Origin of the sequence: Enterococcus sp. AZ079 (assembly GCF_050547255.1) — a bacterium.
Classification (GTDB): domain Bacteria; phylum Bacillota; class Bacilli; order Lactobacillales; family Enterococcaceae; genus Enterococcus_D; species Enterococcus_D casseliflavus.
The window spans coordinates 2,750,635-2,771,436 of sequence record NZ_CP172955.1 but is presented as its reverse complement, the minus strand read 5'-3'; the positions used below and the strand labels follow the sequence as shown (position 1 = coordinate 2,771,436).

17 protein-coding genes, 1 other RNA gene and 1 pseudogene are annotated in these 20,802 nt (G+C 44.1%); 14 read left to right on the top strand and 5 right to left on the bottom strand.

All coding sequences use genetic code 11. The features are described from left to right. The first annotated feature begins 5 nt into the window (after positions 1-5). The 3 genes from IGJ15_RS13195 (at position 6) to IGJ15_RS13185 (ending at position 5,546) form a co-directional block, all read left to right on the top strand. Positions 6-1,295: a PTS sugar transporter subunit IIC gene (locus IGJ15_RS13195; protein WP_008378054.1), complete on the top strand. Its 1,290-nt coding sequence runs from the start codon at positions 6-8 to the stop codon at positions 1,293-1,295. Positions 1,296-1,403: 108 nt separating this feature from the next. Then, positions 1,404-3,110 (top strand): glycoside hydrolase family 3 protein, encoded by a 1,707-nt coding sequence (locus IGJ15_RS13190; protein ID WP_010748826.1) that lies wholly within the window; start codon positions 1,404-1,406, stop codon positions 3,108-3,110. Positions 3,111-3,134: 24 nt separating this feature from the next. Continuing rightward, positions 3,135-5,546: a glycoside hydrolase family 2 TIM barrel-domain containing protein gene (locus IGJ15_RS13185; RefSeq protein WP_010748827.1), complete on the top strand. Its 2,412-nt coding sequence runs from the start codon at positions 3,135-3,137 to the stop codon at positions 5,544-5,546. A gap of 125 nt (positions 5,547-5,671) precedes the next feature. On the opposite strand, the gene IGJ15_RS13180 is transcribed toward IGJ15_RS13185, so the two are convergent. After that, on the bottom strand, positions 5,672-7,456 hold the full coding sequence (locus IGJ15_RS13180) for an ABC transporter ATP-binding protein (RefSeq protein WP_010748828.1): 1,785 nt from the start codon (positions 7,454-7,456) through the stop codon (positions 5,672-5,674). Then, positions 7,449-9,183: pseudogene (locus IGJ15_RS13175) on the bottom strand (ABC transporter ATP-binding protein). The gene IGJ15_RS13180 and the pseudogene IGJ15_RS13175 overlap by 8 nt, the downstream one beginning before the upstream one ends. Before the next feature lie 106 nt (positions 9,184-9,289). Here IGJ15_RS13175 and IGJ15_RS13170 point away from each other — a divergent pair. The 10 genes from IGJ15_RS13170 (at position 9,290) to IGJ15_RS13125 (ending at position 17,774) form a co-directional block, all read left to right on the top strand. Continuing rightward, positions 9,290-10,093 (top strand): MerR family transcriptional regulator, encoded by an 804-nt coding sequence (locus tag IGJ15_RS13170; protein WP_080646970.1) that lies wholly within the window; start codon positions 9,290-9,292, stop codon positions 10,091-10,093. Between the two features lie 213 nt (positions 10,094-10,306). Then, positions 10,307-10,942: a YczE/YyaS/YitT family protein gene (locus tag IGJ15_RS13165; protein WP_010748831.1), complete on the top strand. Its 636-nt coding sequence runs from the start codon at positions 10,307-10,309 to the stop codon at positions 10,940-10,942. Positions 10,943-11,081: 139 nt separating this feature from the next. After that, on the top strand, positions 11,082-12,449 hold the full coding sequence (locus IGJ15_RS13160) for an RsmB/NOP family class I SAM-dependent RNA methyltransferase (RefSeq protein ID WP_010748832.1): 1,368 nt from the start codon (positions 11,082-11,084) through the stop codon (positions 12,447-12,449). Positions 12,450-12,517: 68 nt separating this feature from the next. Next, positions 12,518-12,853 carry a hypothetical protein gene (locus IGJ15_RS13155; protein WP_005227636.1) on the top strand — a complete coding sequence of 112 codons (336 nt, stop codon included), beginning with the start codon at positions 12,518-12,520 and terminating at the stop codon, positions 12,851-12,853. A 131-nt stretch (positions 12,854-12,984) separates the two neighbouring features. Beyond that, complete coding sequence (gene tadA / locus IGJ15_RS13150; protein ID WP_010748833.1) at positions 12,985-13,491, top strand: tRNA adenosine(34) deaminase TadA; 507 nt, start codon at positions 12,985-12,987, stop codon at positions 13,489-13,491. A gap of 29 nt (positions 13,492-13,520) precedes the next feature. Next, positions 13,521-13,607: signal recognition particle sRNA small type (gene ffs / locus IGJ15_RS13145), an RNA gene on the top strand. Positions 13,608-14,240: 633 nt separating this feature from the next. Further along, entirely contained in the window at positions 14,241-15,623 is a 1,383-nt protein-coding gene (locus IGJ15_RS13140) for a bifunctional metallophosphatase/5'-nucleotidase (protein WP_010748834.1), read from the top strand. A gap of 90 nt (positions 15,624-15,713) precedes the next feature. Beyond that, positions 15,714-16,334 (top strand): YutD family protein, encoded by a 621-nt coding sequence (locus IGJ15_RS13135; RefSeq protein ID WP_005227649.1) that lies wholly within the window; start codon positions 15,714-15,716, stop codon positions 16,332-16,334. A gap of 1 nt (position 16,335) precedes the next feature. Next, a complete protein-coding gene (locus IGJ15_RS13130) occupies positions 16,336-17,106 on the top strand; it encodes a TIGR01457 family HAD-type hydrolase (protein WP_010748835.1) in 771 nt (256 codons plus the stop codon). Further along, positions 17,103-17,774, top strand: coding sequence for a TIGR01906 family membrane protein (locus IGJ15_RS13125; RefSeq protein ID WP_010748836.1), 672 nt, complete (start codon positions 17,103-17,105; stop codon positions 17,772-17,774). The genes IGJ15_RS13130 and IGJ15_RS13125 overlap by 4 nt, the downstream gene beginning before the upstream one ends. 25 nt (positions 17,775-17,799) lie before the next feature. Here IGJ15_RS13125 and IGJ15_RS13120 read toward each other — a convergent pair whose 3' ends face one another. The 3 genes from IGJ15_RS13120 to IGJ15_RS13110 form a co-directional block, all read right to left on the bottom strand. Continuing rightward, the gene (locus IGJ15_RS13120) at positions 17,800-18,309 is read right to left on the bottom strand and encodes a phosphatidylglycerophosphatase A family protein (RefSeq protein WP_010748837.1); all 510 of its coding nucleotides are present in this window, start codon (positions 18,307-18,309) and stop codon (positions 17,800-17,802) included. Between the two features lie 108 nt (positions 18,310-18,417). After that, positions 18,418-19,059, bottom strand: a complete 642-nt coding sequence (gene yqeK / locus IGJ15_RS13115) for a bis(5'-nucleosyl)-tetraphosphatase (symmetrical) YqeK (RefSeq protein ID WP_010748838.1) — start codon at positions 19,057-19,059, stop codon at positions 18,418-18,420. A gap of 5 nt (positions 19,060-19,064) precedes the next feature. Next, entirely contained in the window at positions 19,065-20,042 is a 978-nt protein-coding gene (locus tag IGJ15_RS13110; protein WP_010748839.1) for an NAD(P)/FAD-dependent oxidoreductase, read from the bottom strand. A 140-nt stretch (positions 20,043-20,182) separates the two neighbouring features. Between IGJ15_RS13110 and IGJ15_RS13105 the strand changes: the two genes are divergently transcribed. After that, positions 20,183-20,770 carry a peptidylprolyl isomerase gene (locus tag IGJ15_RS13105; RefSeq protein WP_005227659.1) on the top strand — a complete coding sequence of 196 codons (588 nt, stop codon included), beginning with the start codon at positions 20,183-20,185 and terminating at the stop codon, positions 20,768-20,770. Positions 20,771-20,802 lie beyond the last annotated feature (32 nt).

The following is a 20,802-nucleotide window of genomic DNA, read 5'->3' as shown; positions in this document are numbered from 1 at the left end:
GAAAAATGAATGCATTTATCCACTTTATGGAAAAAAGATTTATTCCCGTTGCGAATAAAATTTCTTCGAATCGCTATTTAAAAAGTGTGAGTACAGGTTCGATGTCATTACTAGGCGTTATTATGTTAGGTGCCATCTTTACAGTTATTTCTAGTTTAAGCTGGGAACCGTATCAAAACTTTCTATCAGTGACCAACATTGGGACAGTAATGAATTATATTCCAGCTTACACAATTGATTTATTAGGTTTGTATATGGCATTTAGTATTGCCTACTGTGGAGCAGGAATATTCGGGATCAAAGAACAAGCCTTGGGGACGGGGTTCATCTCATTGGTATGTTTCCTGTTATTAACGCCACTCACTGAAAATCCCGAAGCAAGAGCTTCATTTTTAAGTACCAATTATTTAGGCGCGCGCGGGGTCTTCGTGGCAATTTTCGTTTCACTGATCACGATTCAACTGATGAAATTGTTTGTGGAAAAAAATATTACGATCAAAATGCCCGATGGGGTGCCAGAAATGGTGACCAAGTCATTTACTTCTTTAATTCCAGCAGTTGTGATTGCGTCACTTTTTGGAATTGTTAAATTTGGTTTTAGCGTAACTAGTTATAATTCAGCGACAGATTTTGTTTATACATTGCTTCAAGAACCATTGCAGCGATTGACGGGTTCCTTAACTGCCTTTTTGATTCTTATTTTGATCTCGAATCTCTTATGGTTTTTCGGGATTCATGGTTCAATGACCGTATTGCCGATTCTCATGCCGATTTTCTTGGGTTATCTTGCAGACAATAGTGCTGCTGTGGCGGCGGGAGAAGCAGTCCCTCATGCCATTAATTTTGGGTTATACGATTTGGCATGTTTAGGGGGGAGCGGTGCAACGATTGGTTTAGTGACTGACATGTTTTTATTTTCCAAGAGTAAGCGCTACAAATCATTTTCAAAAATCGTATTTCCAAGCGGTCTTTTTGGTGTAAATGAACCAGTTGTCTTTGGAATGCCGGTAATGTTGAATGTGATGCTTTTGATTCCGTTCTTATTGACGCCATTAGTGATCACTTCTCTTGGGTACGCATTGATTTCTATGGGAATCATTACCGCACCGATTGGCATCCTAGGGGCGGGCTCGTTACCTCCGCTGATCCACGGCATCGTTCAAGGGAGTCTCTCTTTTGGTATCTATCAACTATTTGCAGTTGCTATTTCTATGGCTATCTATTACCCGTTCTTTAAAACCTTAGATAATCAAGCAGTTCAAGAAGAACGTTTAGCACAAGAACAAGCTGGATAAGAAACTCGCACAGGATTTACAGTTAACCATAATAACAACAAACGAGCGCAAGAGTGAAGTGATTCTTGCGCTCGTCGTCTGTGAAACTATCGATTGGAGGACAACTCAGTGAGAGAGACAAGAGAAACACTTTTCAAATTTACAGAGACAAGGAAAAAACAAATTCAGAAGATCGTAGAAAACATGTCAGTTATGGAAAAAATTGGTCAGCTTTTTTTCGTGATTGGACAATCAGGTTCTGTAAAGGAATTGACGGCTTTTATTAAGAAATACCAACCGGGTGGAATGATGTATCGCCCCGACAATGCTGAAAAATTGAAGGATCAGCTAAGAGCAGTCCAAGATGCTAGCACAATACCGTTATTTCTTTCAGCAAATTTAGAGTCAGGTGGGAATGGTATTCTTACGGAAGGGACATGGGTCGGTAATCCTATGCAGATCGCCGCTACAGATTGCACCGAAAATGCCTATTACTTAGGAAAAATTGCTGGGCTGGAAGCGGCTCGAATTGGTATTAATATGGCTTTTTCACCGATTGTCGATATTGATTATAACTTCAAGAACCCAATCACGAATACTCGCACATTTGGAAGTGATCAAAAACGAATTATTCGCATGGCTCAAGCGCAGATAGACGGTTTTTCTGAGAGTAACATCATTCCAGTGATCAAGCATTTTCCTGGGGACGGTGTTGATGAAAGGGATCAACATTTACTGAGTTCGATCAATTCACTCTCCGCGAATGAGTGGATGGAATCGTATGGGACTATTTATCGCCAGTTTATTGAAAAAAACGTCAGCTGTATCATGGTGGGACACATTTATCAGCCTGCGTGGGAGCGAAAACTTTCACCAACTATCAGAGAAACCGAATTGATGCCTGCTTCTTGCTCGAAACTTCTAGTTAACGGGTTACTAAGAGATACACTGGGCTTCAATGGTTTGGCTATCACTGATGCAACACCAATGGTCGGTTACACGACGATCATGCCTCATAGAGAGCGACTCGTTGCTTCAATCAATGCAGGAATCGATATGTTGCTTTTTAATAAAAATATTGATGAAGATTATGAAGTGATCGCATCTGCTGTAAAAGAGGGAAGCATTCGTATGGAACGTTTGGATGAAGCAGTCGCACGAATTTTAGCAGTCAAGATGTACCATGGTTTATTTACTGAAGTAAGGGAAGAGACAGTCAATAGTACTCCTAAAAGTGTCATCGATCGTACTGAATATCAGTGGGTAACGAAAAAAATTGCTGATGAGTCGATTACATTGGTCAAAGACAGAGAAAAACACTTACCACTCACCCCACAACGATACCCTCGAATCCGTCTCGTTATTTTGGGTGATTCTGACGACGGTGGATTTAAAGAGGGAGGACGAGTGGGTCCGCTTTTTAAAGCTGGATTAGAAGCTGCTGGATTTGAAGTCAACCTTTTCGATAATCAACAATTGGATTTCCAAGAGGTTTTCGAGGCAGGGGTTGAGGATCTTGGAAATAAATTTGATTTGGCATTGTATGTTGCTAATGTTGAGACCGCCAGCAATCAGACAACAGTTCGTTTGGATTGGAATCATTTGATGGCCGCAAATGCTCCCTGGTATGAAAAGGATCTCCCTACCATTTTTGTTTCTACTGCCAATCCCTATCACTTATTTGACATCCCTTATGTTTCAACTTTTATCAATGCGTATACAGGAAATCCAGAAACAGTGGAGGCTGTAATCCAGAAATTGCTAGGGAAAGAACCGTTTAAAGGTAAGAGCCCGATCGATCCATTTTGTGGGGACTTTTTAGCTAGAGCAAAATAACTTTTATAAGAAGGAGGAGAAAAAATGAGACAAAATCGATTACTGAATGATGGCTGGCAATTTCACTTAGGTGAGATAGAAGAGCCAATGAAAACAGTCAGAAAAGCCGCAGCTATCGGTGGCTTGGCAGCTCCGCTTGAAAATGAAGCGGGGGATACTGTTTTGATAGGTGCTGGTGGAGAACATTTTCTACGGCTGATTGCTCAAGGTGATCGTGAAAAAGGCTTGAGAATGTTGGCGAACACTGCTTTGGAAAGTGAACTTGACGAAGATTGGGTATCTGTTGATCTCCCTCATGATTGGAAAAATGAACTTCCGTATGTTAATGATCCCGATTTACTGATGAGTGGATCAAAGCCAGATGGCATTGCCTATTACCGTAAGACTTTTGCGTTAACTCTAGATGAAGTGAACGAAAAGCAAGTGACTCTCCACTTTATGGGCGTCATGCGTATGGCATCTGTCTGGTTTAATGGTGTATTTCTAGGTGATCATTACAGTGGATATTCTGATTTTTCTTTTGATGTCTCTGAACTGATACGCATCGGCTCAGAGGGAGTGAATGTGGTGTTGATCAAAGTGGATACGACGAAAGGCGCGGAAGGCTGGTGGTATGAGGGAGCAGGTATATATAAGGATGTATATTTAGAAATAAAACCAAAGCTTCAGATTGTGGCAGAAGCATCGTTTATCGAAACAACTGAAATAAACCAGCAGGAAGCGCTCCTTAAAATCACCATTGGTCTTGCTAACCATCATTTTGAGAAAAAACAAAAGATAACGATCAAAAGTCAGGTGGCTGATCAACAAAATATCCATGAGTGTAACGTAGATCCTTTGGCGACAACAGAATGGAGTTATTGCCAAAAAATCTGCGCGCCTCAGCTATGGTCTCTCGAGAATCCACATCTATACCAAGCTACTTTTCAACTATTTGATGGCGAGAACCAAATCGATGACTATCAGCTTTGTTTTGGTATTAGGACAGTCGCATATACTACGAAAGGTTTTCTGCTTAATGGGGAACGTAAAGAATTAAGAGGGGTCTGTGAGCATCAAGACTTTGGTGGTCTAGGTGTCGCATTACCAAAAGATATTTTACGGTATAAGCTGTTGAAAATGAAAGAAATGGGGGTAAACGCCTATCGCAGTGCACATCACTTTGCTTCCAAAGATCTCCTTGAATTATGTGATGAATTAGGTATCATCGTTATGAACGAGAACCGCATCTTGGAATCTAGTGAGTGGCGGACAAATGAGCTGGTAAAAATGGTGAAGCAAACACGTAATCATCCTTCTCTTTGTTTTTGGTCCCTTTGTAATGAAGAGGTGATTGGTCATACGCCGCTTGCTTACCGAATGGCACAAAAATTAGCAGCTGTGATCCGAACCCATACTTCGCAAAGTCTCATTGTTTCAGCGGAATTACTTAATCCTGCTGGTCAGGTGGATGCTTCTTATATGCGTATTTTTGATGTGAACGGGGTCAATTATCCTGAGTCTGCTGTAAATGGGACAGGTTTAGTTGCTGTAAAGGAAAAGTATCCGCTATTTTCATATCTTAGTACGGAAAGTGCTTCTTACTTTTCGACAAGAGGGGTCTATCAAGATAACAGCGAAAAATGTCATACTTCAAACTTTGGTTCTCTTTATTCTATGGTCTTACCTGGGAAACGAAAGCCTGAAGAGCCAGGAACCGGTGGTACGGCTAAACCGAAAGAAGTACTGCGTTACTTAGAAGAACATGCCTATATGGGAGGTGTCTTCTTGTGGACATTTATGGATTACTACGGTGAGCCAGCACCGTTTCACTGGCCTGGAATCAGTTCTCAATTTGGAATTACAGATACGGTCGGATTTGAAAAGGATTCTTTTTATTATTATCAATCAAGGTGGACTGAAACACCAATGGTTCATGTGTTTCCTCACTGGAACAAAGAAGGGTTAACAATTGACCAAGGGGTTACGGAGGTGAGGACTTTTTCTAATTGTAATACTGTTGAGTTGTTTCTGAACGGGAAGAGTTTTGGAAAGAAAAAAAATGATAAAGATGGCCTATCTTGGCATATTCCTTATGAACCAGGTTGTTTAAAAGCCATTGGTGTCAAAGAGGAACAAACAATTGAAGCAACTCGAAAAACAAGCGGTCCGACTGATTCTGTCACAGTTAAAGAACGATTCTGTGGAGCGGACTACTCTCTATTTGAGATCCAAGGAATCGATTCAGAAGGGATCGAGGTGCCAACTGCAGACGAACTTGTAGCGGTTTTGGTAAAAAATGGAACAATCCTCGGACTTGCTAATGGCGATCCCGCAGATCTAGACGGGTATAATTGCCAAGAGAAAAAACTTTTTTCAGGAAAATTAATGGCAATCATAAAAAAAGAACCAGGAAAAGTACCGCTTATCCAAGCAGCACTAAAAAAAGTTGAGTAAAAGAGAAGCAATTGAAGGTAATAGTAGTTAGCCTTGGTGCTCACAGATTTTTACGGAAAAAGAAAAAAGCCGACCCACAACCTCGACAGTTTATAAAGTCATAGGTTGGTGGTTCGGCTTTTTCATCAAGCTGTTGCAAACTGGCTGTTATATAGTTGGGCGTAAAGGGAATCTTGTGCCAGCAATTGAGTATGGGAGCCTTTTTCGACGACGGAGCCGTCTTTCATCACTAGAATCAAGTCAGCGTTTTTGATGGTAGAAAGACGATGGGCGATGATAAAGCTGGTTCGTCCTTGGGTCAAACGATCCATCGCCGTTTGGATCATTTGTTCCGTCCGCGTGTCGACACTGGAGGTGGCTTCATCAAGGATCAGGATCGTTGGGTCTGCTAAAATCGCCCGAGCGATCGTCAATAATTGTTGTTGTCCTTGTGACAGTTCGCTTTCGGAACCAATGACGGTATCGTAACCGTTGGGCAGGGTCCGCACAAAGTGGTCGCATTGGGCGGCTTTCGCGGCAGCCAAGATGTCTTCCCGAGTGGCATCGGGATTGCCATAAGCGATATTTTCAGCAATGGTTCCTTGGAACAGCCATGTATCTTGCAGCACCATACCGAATTTTTTCCGTACTGCCGGTGCCGAAAAGGACATCATGTCTTGATCGTCCAGCAAGATCTTCCCACCATTCAATGGATAAAAGCGCATCAAAAGATAGATCATGGTGGTTTTTCCAGCACCTGTTGGTCCGACGATCGCGACCGTTTGTTTTGGTTTGACGGAAAATTCGACGTTTTCCATCAAGAGTTTTTCCTTGCTGTAGCCAAAGGAGACGTGTTGAAAATCGATTTTTCCTTTGATGTTTTGTGGAACTGGCAGTTGTTGGGTCGCAGTTTCTTCTTCAGGATAATCAAGGATCTCAAAAATTCGTTCGAGAGATGCTAAGGCACTTTGCAAGGTGTTCATAATATAAGAGGCTTGCGTGATCGGTTCAGACACTTGGTTGATGTATTGCAGATAGGCTTGTACGAGACCAATGGATAATTGCCCTTGCAACACCATTAGACCACCAACGACGGCGCTTAAGATAAAGCCGATTTGATTGATAAAGCGCACGAATGGATTGATAGCTGCACTGACGAACTGTGCTTTCCGAAAGGCTTTAAATTGGGCTTCACTCAATTCCGCCATTTCCGCTTCAACGGCAACTTGTTGGTTGTAGGATTTGATCAGCGGATTTGCGGTATAAAACTCTTCCGCACGACTGCTAACTGCACCTAATGTTTCTTGGTTTTTGGTAAAGTAGCTCAAGTTTTTTCGTGCGAGAACGGTGGTCACAAAAGCACTCAAAAGCAAAATCAGAACCACGCCGATCGTCAGTAATGGGCTGAGATAAAGCATAGCGATCAAGCCGAAGGTAATGCTGATGGTTGCGGTGATCAACTGCATCAAACCGACTTGTAAGACTTCGGATACTTTATCTAAATCGAGAATCACTCGGCTTAAAATATCGCCAGTATGATGTTTGTCGTAAAAACTGATAGGCAGGCGACTGAATTTGTCACTGATTTGTTTGCGTAAAGTCAAGGTCAGGGTTTCACTGACACTGGCCATCGTATACTCTTGCAGCAAGGAAAAGAGACTAATCAAAAGCCACGTTCCCGCTAAAAGGACGACTGGACCTAAAATACTTTGCCAAAAATCATTGATCTGCCAGCCTTCTTGTTGAAACAAGGCAATCAGATTATCCAGTCCACGCCCCAAGATCAAAGGGGCGATGGACATTAGTAAGGAAAAGAACAAGGCGGAAGCGATAATCAGTAGAAAGCGGGCTTTTTGTTCCATCAGCAAACGCAGCAAGCGTCGGCTTGTATGTTTCATGTTTTTTGGGGTATCCATTGTTTGTTTACTCATCCTTCATTCCTCCCATTCCTTGAGATGAGGCAAACTCTTGATAAGTTTGGCAATTGCGTAATAATTCTTCGTGGGTTCCTTTACCGACCATCTTGCCGTTATCCAAGACAATGATTTGATCGGCATTTTTGACGGTCGATACCCGCTGAGCCACGATAATGACGGCGGCATCTTTCGTGTATTCTTTCAATGCACGCCGCAAGTTGGCGTCTGTTTGATAATCCAAAGCAGAAAAGCTGTCGTCAAAGAAGTAGATTTCTGCTGGCTTTGTCAGCGCTCGGGCAATACTCAATCGTTGCTTTTGACCGCCAGAGAAATTGCTGCCTTTTTGAGCAACTGGACTTTCATAACCTTCAGGCAAGCCTTCAATAAATGACTTGGCTTGAGCAACTTCAGCGGCTTTTGCCATCGCCTCATGGGTTGCTGGACGATTGCCGAAACGCAAGGTTTCTTGAATCGTGCCGCTAAGCAAGAGCGCTTTTTGCGGGACATAACTAATTTGGTCCCGTAATTCGGCTTGTGAGATCTCTTTGATGTTGCGGCCAAAAAGCGTGATCGAACCAGCAGTCACATCTTTGAAACGCAACAGCGCTTTGGCGATGGTGCTTTTGCCAGAACCAGTTCCACCAACGATCGCTGTCGTTTTGCCTCGATGGATCTCGAAGCTGATATCTTCTAAGACAGGTTCTTCGGCACCTTCATACGTAAACTGCACGTGATTGAAAGCTGCGATCGTTTCTGACACGGCGGTCTTGTTTAAGGTTTGGTCACCGTCGATCAAATCAATTGGTTCTTCCAAAACTTCTGTGATCCGTTGCAAGGAAGTCAAGCCTTTAGGCACCATCACGATCACCATCGCTGCCATAGTCAAAAACCAGAGACTCAGGATCGTGTATTCGATGATGGCAGTAATACTACCAATAGCTAAGGTGGCCCTGCAGACTTTGATAGCCGCCGTAGACAAGGATAGTCGAAATCGAGAGTCCCATTACTAAATTGACGGTCGGATTCAAGACAGCAAAGAGGCGATTGACTTGGATCATGGTTTTCGCATATTCCGTCAGTGTTTGATCTGTCCGTTCTTTTTCGTAAGCAGCTTTGTCGAATGCTCGAATCACCCGAGCGCCAGTAAAGGTTTCTCGTAAGATCCGCATCATGTTATCGACTAGTTTTTGCGTGATTTGTGATAATGGGATCGCTTTGCGAATCACTCCATAAGCGATCATTGAAAAACATAGGATCGCTACGATTGGGACCCAAATCATCCGTAAAGAGACGGTGCCGGTTAGAAAAATTGAAGCAGCGACGATCATTGGGGCTGGCAAAATCATTTGCAGCGCCATCATCAAAATTTGTTGGATGTTGTTGATGTCGCTGGTGGTACGTGCCAGCAAAGTGGGCGTACCATAGCCATCAACGGCGGATACAGAGAGTTCTTGTGTTTTTTTGAAAAGGCGCATCCGCAAAAAATGCCCGAATTTTCCTGAAAGGTGGGCAGATAAATAACTACCGCCTACAGAGACGATCACGGTGCCGATGGCAATGGCAAACATCCACCAGCCATTGTGCCAAATGGCTGTCGTGTCGACTTTCAAGATCCCTTCATCAATGATTTTTGCCAAAAAATACGGCAACAAGAGTGTGCCGAAGGATTGGACCAGCATCAAAAGAAATAAACTGAAAAAGAAGCGTCGTTCTTCTTTATAAAATAACTGTAATTGTTTCATGATTTCCCTCCAAAAATGTCGTTCTATGGTAGAATAAACTGTAACGTTACGTTACAGTCAAGCAAGGAGTGAAATTTTTTTGAAAAAACAATTGACCATCAGTGAGATGTCCGCTTATGCTGGCGTGAGTCGGCGCACATTGATTTATTACGATCAGATCGATTTGTTCAAACCGCAATCGATTGGTGAAAACGGCTATCGCTACTACGGCTTTGAACAATGCCTTGAGTTAGACGTGATTCTGCTCTTGCGTTCTTTAGACATGCCCTTGCAAGACATTCGACAATTTTTGAAAAACCGCAACCCTGAATACACGCAAAAGGAACTTGTGGAACGGCGAGGAGAAGTTCGTACCAAAATCGCTGCGCTGCAAGAATTGGAACGAACCTTCGATCGCTACATCCAGCGCTATGAAAAAGTACAGAAAGCCGATTTTGAGACCTTTACGATAGCGCACCACGAAGCAGAGGCGTTTATCGTTTCCGAAGAGATCGCTGGCGATGATCCAGAATCTGCTTATCAAGTGTACGCCCGTTTTTATCCGCTAGTGGATTATAAAGATGCTTTCAGTGGCTACCCCATCGGCTTTTTAAGTGCTGGAACGACATTAGAGGATCAGACCTTTCACGCATCGCCTTATCGGGCACTGATCTTGATTCCACAAGATCGGCTGCATCTCTATCCTGAAAAGCTGATCATCACGCGTCCTACTGGCACGTATGTGTCTGGGTTTGTCAGTGAGGGAGAGGAACAAATTGCTGCTTTTACCCATCGCATCCAAGCCTTTCTAAAAGAGAATCATTTAAAGATCGATGGCGATGTTTGGGAATTGTTATGGCAAGATGAAGTCTTTACCGCCCAAAAAGAATTGCAGATATTTGAAGTGATGGTTCCAGTGAAGCCCGAGTAATGGACGAGGCACGCGTATCTGTAGGAACCGAAAATCAAGATACGCAATCGCAATGGTTGTTGCGGGCTTTTCAATGGAAGCAAAATAGAAGCAAAGGAGATGGACGAAGCCAGATCTTATCCCTACAAAGAGCCCTGGTAAGCGTTGAAATTCCCATTTTCCTTTTTTCTCGTTATACTTGAAAGAACAGATGAGAAAAAAGGGGAAATTTTAATGAAAAAAGAAACAGGATTACGCTCGCTTTATGCGTTGATTGGTGTCGCCATTTTAGGATTCGGGGCGGCATTGCTGCGGGTCGGCGGAGTAGGGCTAGACCCATACACAGCTGCCAATATCGGTGTCGGCGAGCTACTAGGGTTATCCCTTGGGGTCTATCAATTGATGATCAATATCGCTGTCCTAGTATTGATTTTTATCTTTGGCCGTCGCCATATCGGCATCGGGACGGTCATCAATATGGTGCTGACAGGATTTTTCATCGACTTTTATACCAATGTTTTTGATTGGTTATCCGTCGGTCCCAATAACTGGTGGCAGCAAGGCTTGTTCTTGTTGATCGGGATTATCTTCTTTACCTTCGGTGCTTCGTTTTATATGTCAGCGAATTTGGGCAGCGCCCCCTATGACGCGATCGCCCCAACCATCGTCGATCAGACGAAAGCCAACTATCGAGTGGTGCGGGTGATTCAAGACGTTGCCTTTGCCTTGATTGGGCTCTTCACAGGCGGGCCTATTGGAATCGGAACCTTCATCAGTGCCTTTTTAGTGGGCCCACTGATCAAATTCTGGGACAACCGTGTCTCTCAGCCATTCATCGAAAGCAGTGTCAAAAAAGCGATTTTTAAATAAAAAAGGTCTGCAGCAAAGAGAAGTCGAAGCGATTTAGTCGCCCACTTCACTCAGCTGCAGTTTTTTTGCCATTTGATCAAGGAATTCTTGCATAATTGCTTCTCAGTCGCTAGAATAAAAAAGCCGAGGAGGGGTAAGTATGCAATTACCAACACCATTTATTGAAAAATACCAACGGTTGCTAGGAGAAGAAGCACCAGCTTTTTTTACCGCTTTAACCGATAATCAGTCAGTCAAAGGCTTTCGCTTGAATGTTGCTAAGCCGCACGCACAAGCGATGCTGGCAAAATATGGGCCAGCCGCTGTACCTGCCCCCTATGCAGAAGCTGCTTATATTGGCGAAGTCAAAGGCCGTTCGCTGCTCCATCAAGCTGGCTATGTCTACAGCCAAGAACCTAGTGCGATGATCGTAGCAACGATCGCAGCCGCTCAACCAGGAGAGCTGGTCTTAGATTTATGTGCGGCACCAGGGGGCAAAACAACGCAGCTGGCAAGCCAGTTACAAGGAAAAGGACTGCTTGTAGCAAATGAGATTTTCCCCAAGCGTGCCAAAATCCTATCAGAAAATGTGGAGCGTTGGGGCTTTGCGAATGTAGTCGTCACCAATCAGGCACCGCAAGAATTGAGCCGCCATTTTCCTCAGTTTTTTGACAAGATCGTGGTGGACGCCCCATGTTCTGGTGAAGGGATGTTTCGTAAAGATCCCGTCGCCTTAGAAGAATGGCAAGCAGAAACACCTGATCAGTGTGCGATCAGACAAAAAGACATTTTGGCACAAGCCGTTACGATGCTAAAACCGGGGGGGCAGCTGATCTATTCCACCTGTACCTTTGCCCCAGAAGAAAACGAAGCGATGATGGCTTGGTTAATGGAGGAGTACCCCTTCACGATCGAAGCGATCGACTTGGACAATGTATCTCATGGGCGCAGGGAGTGGGGAGCTGCACCTGGGATTGAGAAAACCATCCGCTTATGGCCGCATTTAAACCAAGGAGAAGGTCATTTCGCTGCGAAATTGACCTCGCTAGCAGAAGCAGCGCCAGTGAAAAAGAAGAAAAAAGGCAAAGGAGCGACAGCCAAGAGTCCATTGGATGCAGCGACTCAAAAGTTGTGGCAAGCCTTTCGCAAGGAGTTTCCTTTTTTACAGGCACTGAATGCGACGCCTCAGCTGCTAGGAGAAAACCTCTGGCTCGTTCCTGAAGAAATGCCTTCTTTAAAAGGGATCAAGTTTATGCGCCCAGGTTTGCACGTCGGCGTCGTTAAGAAGAATCGGATCGAGCCAAGTTATGCGTTGGCATTGGCGATCCATGCAGAAGAAGGGGCACCGACAGTGCCAATCACTTTGCCGCAATGGCAGCATTATGTGGCAGGTGAAACCTTGAGCGTGCCAGGAAATGCTGGATGGGTGATTTTGACAGTCGATGAGATCCCAGTCGGTTTTGGAAAACAAGTCCAAGGAACCGTGAAAAACTTCTTTCCTAAAGGATTAAGATTCAAAGCGATTTAAACGAAATAGTGTTTTTATTTCAGTCCTCGTGCTATGATGGAAGTAGCAAAATAAGGGAGCTGATCGATATGAAAACATCATCAAAAGTAACGATTGGATTAAGCATTGCAGCGATCGCTGGGATCACTACTGCCGTCGTTGTATCAGACAAAGTATTCAATAAAGTACGCTTCGCTTGCAACCGACACAAAGTAAAGAAATTTGTCGATGACAAATTCAACGGCAATGAAAAATTGCTGGATGTCGTAGACGGCTTGTCCGACAATGAATTGGATTCGTTGTTAGGTGTGATGAAAAAAGTCAATGAGGGCCGCAACAAAATCTCTGTTTACGGAGACAACATCAAAGATTCGACAGAACATGTCAAAGACAAGTTGACGAGCTTTGTTGATTCCGTCTTTTAAGCCAATCATTCCATTTGAAACTCGCAGGGACATCGGTCTTTGCGAGTTTTTCTCGTCTTTCTAAGCGTTTTTCGTTATACTAACAAGGAAATGCACGAAATGGTGCGAGGTAGAGGAGTGAGAGTGAAGTCGTGGAAAAAACAAGTACCTTGACTGCCGAGGAAAAAGCCTTCTTTATGGAAGAAGCAATCAAAGAAGCCCGAAAAGCAGAAGGGTTGGCAGAAGTACCGATCGGTGCTGTCGTCGTCTTGGATGATAAAATCATTGGTCGTGGACACAATCTACGAGAAACGCAGCAGCAAGCTGCAGCGCATGCGGAGATGTTTGCGATCGAAGAAGCCTGTCGCACTGTTGGAAGTTGGCGCTTAGAACAAGCGCAGCTGTTTGTGACCTTGGAACCATGCCCGATGTGTAGTGGGGCGATGTTATTGGCACGGGTGGAAGAAGTGTATTTTGGTGCCTACGATCCCAAAGGCGGCACTGCTGGTACATTGATGAATTTATTGGAAGATGAGCGCTTCAACCATTGGTCCTATGTGGAAGGCGGCATTTTAGAAGAAGCATGCGGCCAGCTGCTAACAGATTTTTTCCGAGCATTACGAGAAAAGAAAAAACAAAAAAAGGCTGGCAATCTCTAACGAAATACGTTATACTAAGTTTTGCCGAAAGGCTAGGACAATGGAGGTCTTGTGAAGCGTGTCAGATCCGGAAGGAAGCAGCACTAAGCAGGATTCTCCATGTGTCTGATTGAAAAACTGCCTGCTATTGAAGAAAGCAGTAGTACTAATTGAATCGATGATCATTCAAACCTGAGACAGACTGTCTTAGGTTTTTTTATTTTTGAAATTCTTTGTGACACCAAGGACTATTCTAATTGTATTCTGCTTTAAATCTAGGCAATCGATAGCAGCTCTCAGAGGGTTAAGTTGTATTTTTGATACAAAGGCTTTATTCCTGTTTAGAACCTTACTCTGATAACTTTTGCGTTGGCGATTTTTATACTCTCAAAAAATCAGTAGTTCTGACGAACTGAAACATGGATTACCTGCTCTCGATATTCGATAGAATCTTCGTTTCAAGAACTCTTTATTTTCGCTTCAACGAATTGCCACCGTCATGTTATCGATAGAACTTTCCAAAAATAACCAGAAAAAATCACTTTCCTTTTTACAGTCAGAAAAGTGATTTTTTCTTTTGAACAACTGTCACTGCAGCTGGTTCTTTTTTACAAAAAGTCACCATTCTTTTCCAAGCATTCCAATGGTTTCCCAGAGATTTTATGCTATGCTTATTTTGTAGAGACTTCCGTCGTCTTTCTACTGGCAACCCTTGATGCCAATAGAAATGGATAGTGATTTCAGGCGACGTATTTGAAAAGAGGCGCACAATGGAAAAAATTACGATTATCCATACCAACGATCTGCATTCCCACCTAGAACATTGGCCGAAGATGCGGCGTTATTTGGATCAAAGAAAACGAGAAGCGGATACGACCGAAGAGACAGTGATCGCAGTCGACTTAGGCGACTTTGTCGATCGCTGGCATCCTTTGACAGAAGCAACTGACGGCAAGGCGAATGTCGATTTGATGAATCAAGGACATTACGATGCGGTGACGATTGGGAACAATGAAGGGGTCGGCAATCCCAAAGAGGTCTTGCAGCATTTATATGACCAAGCAGAATTTCCTGTCATTTTAGGCAATTTATTTGATAAACAGGATTTACGTCCGCCGAAGTGGGCACAAGAATACAAAATCATGGAAAGCAATCAAGGCGCCAAAATCGGCCTGATCGCTTTTACAGCACCGTTTCCGCTGACATATGCCCCAAACGGCTGGGACATTCGCGAACCCTTGGAGATTTTGCCTTCATTGGTGCAGCATTTGCGCCCCGAGGTCGATCTGTTGGTCTTGATGAGCCATCTAGGCATCAATGCTGATCGCCAGATTGCGAGGGACTTTCCAGAACTAGATGTTATATTAGGTTCCCACACGCACCATTTGTTTGAAAAGGGCGAAGTCATCAATGGGGTTCAAATTGGGGCAGCTGGCAAGTTTGGTTTTAACATTGGCGAAGTCGAAGTGGTCTTAGATGATCACCACCGACCGATCAAGCATCGCGCCCGTGTGATTCCGACGGATTCGTTGGTGGCTTTTCCGCAAGATGAGGAAGAGATCGCCGAATATCTATCGATCGGCCATCGCTTGCTGCGGGCAAATCAGGTGGCAGAAATTCCAGCAGCGTTTACGAGGGATTGGCAAAGTGAACATTCCTTGGTTCGGGAGGCGCTTTTGGCATTATGTGCCAAAGGACAGACGGATGCCGCCATCTTAAATACGGGGCTATTCTTAGATGATTTGCCACAAGGGCGGGTCGATCAAGATCAGCTGCACACGATTTTACCCCATCCGATGCATTTGATACGGGTGACGCTGCAAGGCGCGGATGTCATTCGATTGGTCTTAGAGATGGAAAAAAATCGAAACTTTTTGCGCAATTTCCCAATTATGGGAATGGGTTTTCGAGGGAAGATTTTTGGCGAACTGGTTTATGAAGGCATCCGCTTTGATGAAAAAAACCACCAAGTATTGTGGAAACAAGAGCCCGTCGATCCTGCTCAAAGCTACACGTTGACCCTTGTGGATCACTACTTGTTTATTCCGTTTTTCCCGACGATCGAGATTGCTGGAACCGTTGAGTTTCTTTTTCCAGACTTTATTCGCACAGTGGTCGGTGATTACCTGAGTCAGAAATACCCCATCCAGTAGTTCGTCACTCCTCCAGCTGGATTTTGCGAGAAAACCGCGACTATCATTGGGGAATAAAACAAGGTATAATAAACAACAGGTGGTGAAAAAATGACCGAAAAACAAACGATCACAGATGAAATGACATCTGTACTAGAAGAAATTATTGAAGAACCAGCGAAACAACCGCAAAAAGGCGAGTTGGTGACTTTGTTAAATGATGAAGAATTAATGATTGGCAATCGACAATACAAATTGGTCATGGATTATCGTGAAGGCTTCAATCCAGAAAAGCTTGGCGAGCGTTACAGTGAAGTGTTGGCACGTTATGATTATATCGTAGGCGATTGGGGTTATGAGCAGCTGCGTTTGAAAGGTTTTTTTGAAAAAGATAACCGCAAAGCATTACCTGATCAGCGCATCGACATGTTGGAAGACTATTTGTATGAGTATTGCAACTTCGGTTGTGCCTATTTCGTGATCCAACGAGTTGGCGGCAAAAAAGAAAAAAGTACCTCCCGCCGACGCAAGAAAAAGCCAACCCAAAACAATCAAAATCAAAACGCACAACAAAACGCCCATATAGAAGAAAAGCGTGACACCGTACCGCAGAAAAAAAGCAAACCAACGATCAAAAATCGTAAACCAAAAGAAAAGAACGTCAAAAAAACCGAGACAACCACGGTGAAAAAAGGCAAAAAAGAGTTTACGATTCGACAAAGGGAAGAATAAGATGAAATATAAAGGCTATTTGATTGATTTAGACGGCACGATTTATTTAGGAAAAGCGCCGATCCCTGCTGGGAAACGCTTCGTAGAGTCCTTACAAGAAAAAGGACTGCCCTATTTATTTGTGACCAATAATACGACCCGCAGTCCTGAAGTCGTGGCGCAGCGATTAGCGGATGAATTTTCGATCCATGTGGCACCAGAAACGATCTATACCGCAAGCTTGGCGACAATCGATTTTATGAAAGACCATGGCAAAGGCCGCAAAGTATTTGTGATCGGCGAAGCGGGGTTGATCGATTTGATTTTAGCTGCTGGGTTTGAGTGGGAGGAAACCAACCCAGATTATGTCGTGGTTGGCTTAGACAACCACGTGACCTATGAAAAATTTGTTCTAGCAACGTTAGCGATCCAAAAAGGAGCAACCTTTATCGGGACCAATCCCGACAAAAATATCCCAACGGAAAGAGGTTTATTACCTGGTGCAGGTTCACTGATCGCAATGGTGGAGACTGCCACCCAAACGCAACCGATCTTTATTGGCAAACCAGAAGCCATCATTATGGAAAAAGCGGTGGCACACATCGGCTTATCAAAAGAAGAGGTCTTGATGGTGGGGGACAATTACGAAACTGATATTCGCTCGGGGATCCAAAACGGGATCGATTCTTTGCTCGTATTATCTGGCTTTACCCCGAAAGCGGCAGTTCCGACATTACCAGTAGCACCAACCTATGTGGTGGATTCTTTAGATGAGTGGGATTTTGAACAATGAAAAAACAAGTGTGGCTTGAACGCTTAGGATTTGTCTGCTTGTTTTTGTTTTTGGTCAGTCTAGCGATCACCCTAACGATCAATTTTCGACCGTTATATTGGTTTGATGTCGATCACTTGAATCTGCTGGATTATACCTCGCTAACAAGAGAAGAGTTGTTGAAGAACTATGGCTTATTGTTAGATTTTCTAAACAATCCCTTTGCAAGTACGCTCGCCTTGCCAGATTTTCCAATGTCTGAAGCTGGCGCTGGGCATTTTTACGATGTGAAACAGTTGTTTCTATTAAATTATGCCGTCATGATCGTCACTTTGCTGCCCAGTATCTGGTTCGTCAATCGGTTACGGCAAAAACAACAGCAATGGCGCTTGATTCGTCCCTTTCAATGGGGGATGATTTTGCCGCTGATTTTCGGGTTTTTGATGGCTGTCGGCTTTGACCGCTTTTTCGTTACGTTCCATGAGATTTTCTTCAGTAACGACGATTGGCTGTTTAATCCAGCCACCGATCCGATCATCAACGTGCTGCCAGAAACGTTTTTCATGCATTGCTTTATTCTCTTTTTCGTCTTGATTGAAGTCTTCTTTTTTGCCTTCTATTGGTGGGGCAAACGAGGCTTGAAAAAAAACAGCATAATGAAAAAAAGACCAACGATCCCCTTCCTTTGAGGGAGGCGAATCGTCGGTCTTTTTTTTATTGCGTAATGTAATGAGATTTACTTGGGTGTTGATGGGCTAAGCGACTTGCGGCAGAAGCTGCGATGGCACCTACGATATCATCTAAAAAGGTGTGAACGCGGGGACCGTCGTGCTTGTTCAGTTCTTTCAGAATACCCGGTTTGACTTTATCAATGTATCCATAGTTAGTAAAGCCGATCGAGCCGTACACGTTGACGATGGATAGAGCGAGGATCTCATCGATCCCATAAAGCCCTTCGTCTTCTTTAACGATTTCTTGCAGTGGATGCAGCAGTTGATTTTCTTCTGCCAAAATATCCAATTGGATCCCCGTTAAAATCGTGTTGTGGACTTCCCGCTTGCTTAAGACAGCGTTGACGCTTTCGATACACATCTCCAAGGTGATGCCTTCAATGTAGTCTTTTTGCAAGAACATCACCAGTTCACCGATGTCTTGCAGCGAGACGCCGCGGTCGGCCAACAATTCTCTTGCTTTGTCTTCAAGTGTTTTGCTTTCTAATACCATATAGTTCCCCTCCATGTAAAAATAGTTTATTCAAAAGTCAACGTGCGACTGATGGATTGCGATCATAAGTAGTGCCCTATTCCAGTTGCAGGCCATGCCATTTGGGTCTTAATCCCTTCTGACATCCATTGAAGCACAGTTGTTGGCTAGTTCTGCTTTGGCTGCCACTGCCCAAGGATGGGGGACCACCAAGTCACCAGCAAAAAGCCAGTCCATATAATACCCAGCGGCGGCTTCCAAGGAATCATCGAGGCGGTCTAATAAGCCGGTTAAGAAAGGCGCTTGATCTTTACGATCCCATTTGATTTTGTCGGCTAAAAAAACGAGTAGATCGAGACGACGATAATGGGCCTTTAAGGTGGTATGACAGCTGATGGCGGACAGAATGTCTGGATCAGATACCTGAAAAACCGTTTTTGCCAACAAAGCGGATTGCTGCTGATGCAGCAAAAAAGGTGCTTGCCGCTCCGCGTCTAAGATCGGTTCGCCTACTGCTATCTGCAAGGCGATTCGCTGGTCATGAGGGATGACGACGCTGACATCGTGCAGCAGTCCTGCCAAATAAGCTTTATCCGCATTGACTTGAAACCGTTCTGCCAATCGTTTGGCTTCTTGGGCAACGGCTAGATTGTGGACCGCCGTTTCGGCATGATCGAAGGCTTCCAGATACTGAACCATTTGCTCAGTGAGGGTCTTGCCCTGCAAAGGGAGGATATAGGCGGCAAGTTGGTGTTGACCAGCTTGTTTCATCTCAGCTACTCCTTAAAAAGACTTGTACTATGGGCAGGTTGTGTCCGCGTTTTGGGATCAATGTAGTGGAGCGCATTGTTCACCGCAGTTGGGGCTTCCCCGAAACCAGTAGCGATCAGGTCGACTTTTCCATCGTATAAAACGACATCCCCACAGCCATAGATCCCAGGAACAGACGTGCTCATATCTGAAGAGACGAAGACTCCTTGGCGGCTGCTTTTCATGCCCCAATCCTTGATGTTCAATGTGGAAGAAAAACCGTAATTGACGATCAAAGCATCCAATGAAAGGCTGACCGTTTCATCACCCTTGACTTGTTGCAACGAGACACCAGTCAAACGTTGCTCTCCTTGGATTTCTTGGATCACATAAGGAGTCAAAATGTTGACGGCAGAAGCCTGTAATTTGCTGACGCTATGTTCATGGGCACGAAATTCAGGACGGCGATGGATCAAGTAGACTTCACTAGCGATTGGCTCCAGCATCAATGCCCAATCGATGGCAGAATCGCCGCCACCGGCGATCGCTACTTTGCGTCCAGCATACTTCATCAAATCGGTGACAAAATAGTCTAGGCCGTATCCTTCAAACCGCTCGCTTTCTGGCAAAGTCAGTTTGCGCGGCTGGAAGGAGCCGTTTCCTAAAGCCAAAATCACGGCTTTCGAGTAATGGATTCCTTTGTCGGTGGTGACTTCGATATAGTCTTCTTGTTTTTCGACCGACAAGACGGTTTCTTCTAAACAATATTGGTGATTGAAGGTCGTCAACTGTTTTTCCAGGTTTTGGACAAGATCGCCCGCTTTGATTTTCGGATAACCTGGGATATCGTAGATGTATTTTTCTGGGTATAAAGTAGCAAGCTGACCGCCTAATTGCGGCAAGCTGTCGATGATCTTGGTTTTGGCGTTACGCATACCGGCATAGAAAGCAGAAAACATCCCGCTAGGTCCCGCGCCGATAATCGTTATATCAAAAATATCCATGTTATTCCTCTTTTCTAACCACGTTGGGGTGAAGCGTGTTCGTAGTGTACGAATAGCTTCATTATAGCAAAAATTATCCAAACTAGCATTTTTTCAATTTTCTGCTATCATGGATTTATGAGAGAGAAGGAGGAGTTAATGTGTCTGAATTTCCACAGTTAGCATTAGAAAAACAAACTGGCCATAAAGCAGTCATCAAAACCAATCGTGGGGATGTAGTTGTACAATTGTTCCCAGAATTGGCGCCAAAAACAGTGAAGAACTTCGTTGAATTAGCGAAAAAAGGGTATTACGATGGGATCATCTTCCACCGTGTCATTCCTGATTTTATGATTCAAGGTGGCGATCCAACTGGTACAGGGATGGGCGGCGAAAGCATCTATGGTGGCAGCTTTGAAGATGAATTTTCAAAAGAATTGTTCAATCTTCGTGGCGCTTTATCTATGGCAAACGCTGGTCCGAATACTAACGGCAGCCAGTTTTTCATCGTAAACAATCAAAATGTTCCTAGCAACATGTTAGGTCAATTAGAAGGTGCTGGTTATCCAGCTGAAATCATCGAAGCGTATCAAGCAGGTGGTACTCCTTGGTTAGATTTCCGTCACACAGTCTTCGGTCATGTGATCGAAGGAATGTCAGTCGTTGATGAAATCGCTGGCGTGCAACGAGGACCACAAGATCGTCCAGTGCATGATGTAGTGATCGAAACGATCGAAATCAGCGAATAAAACAAAAGAACCCAAAAGCAGTTTCAACGGTC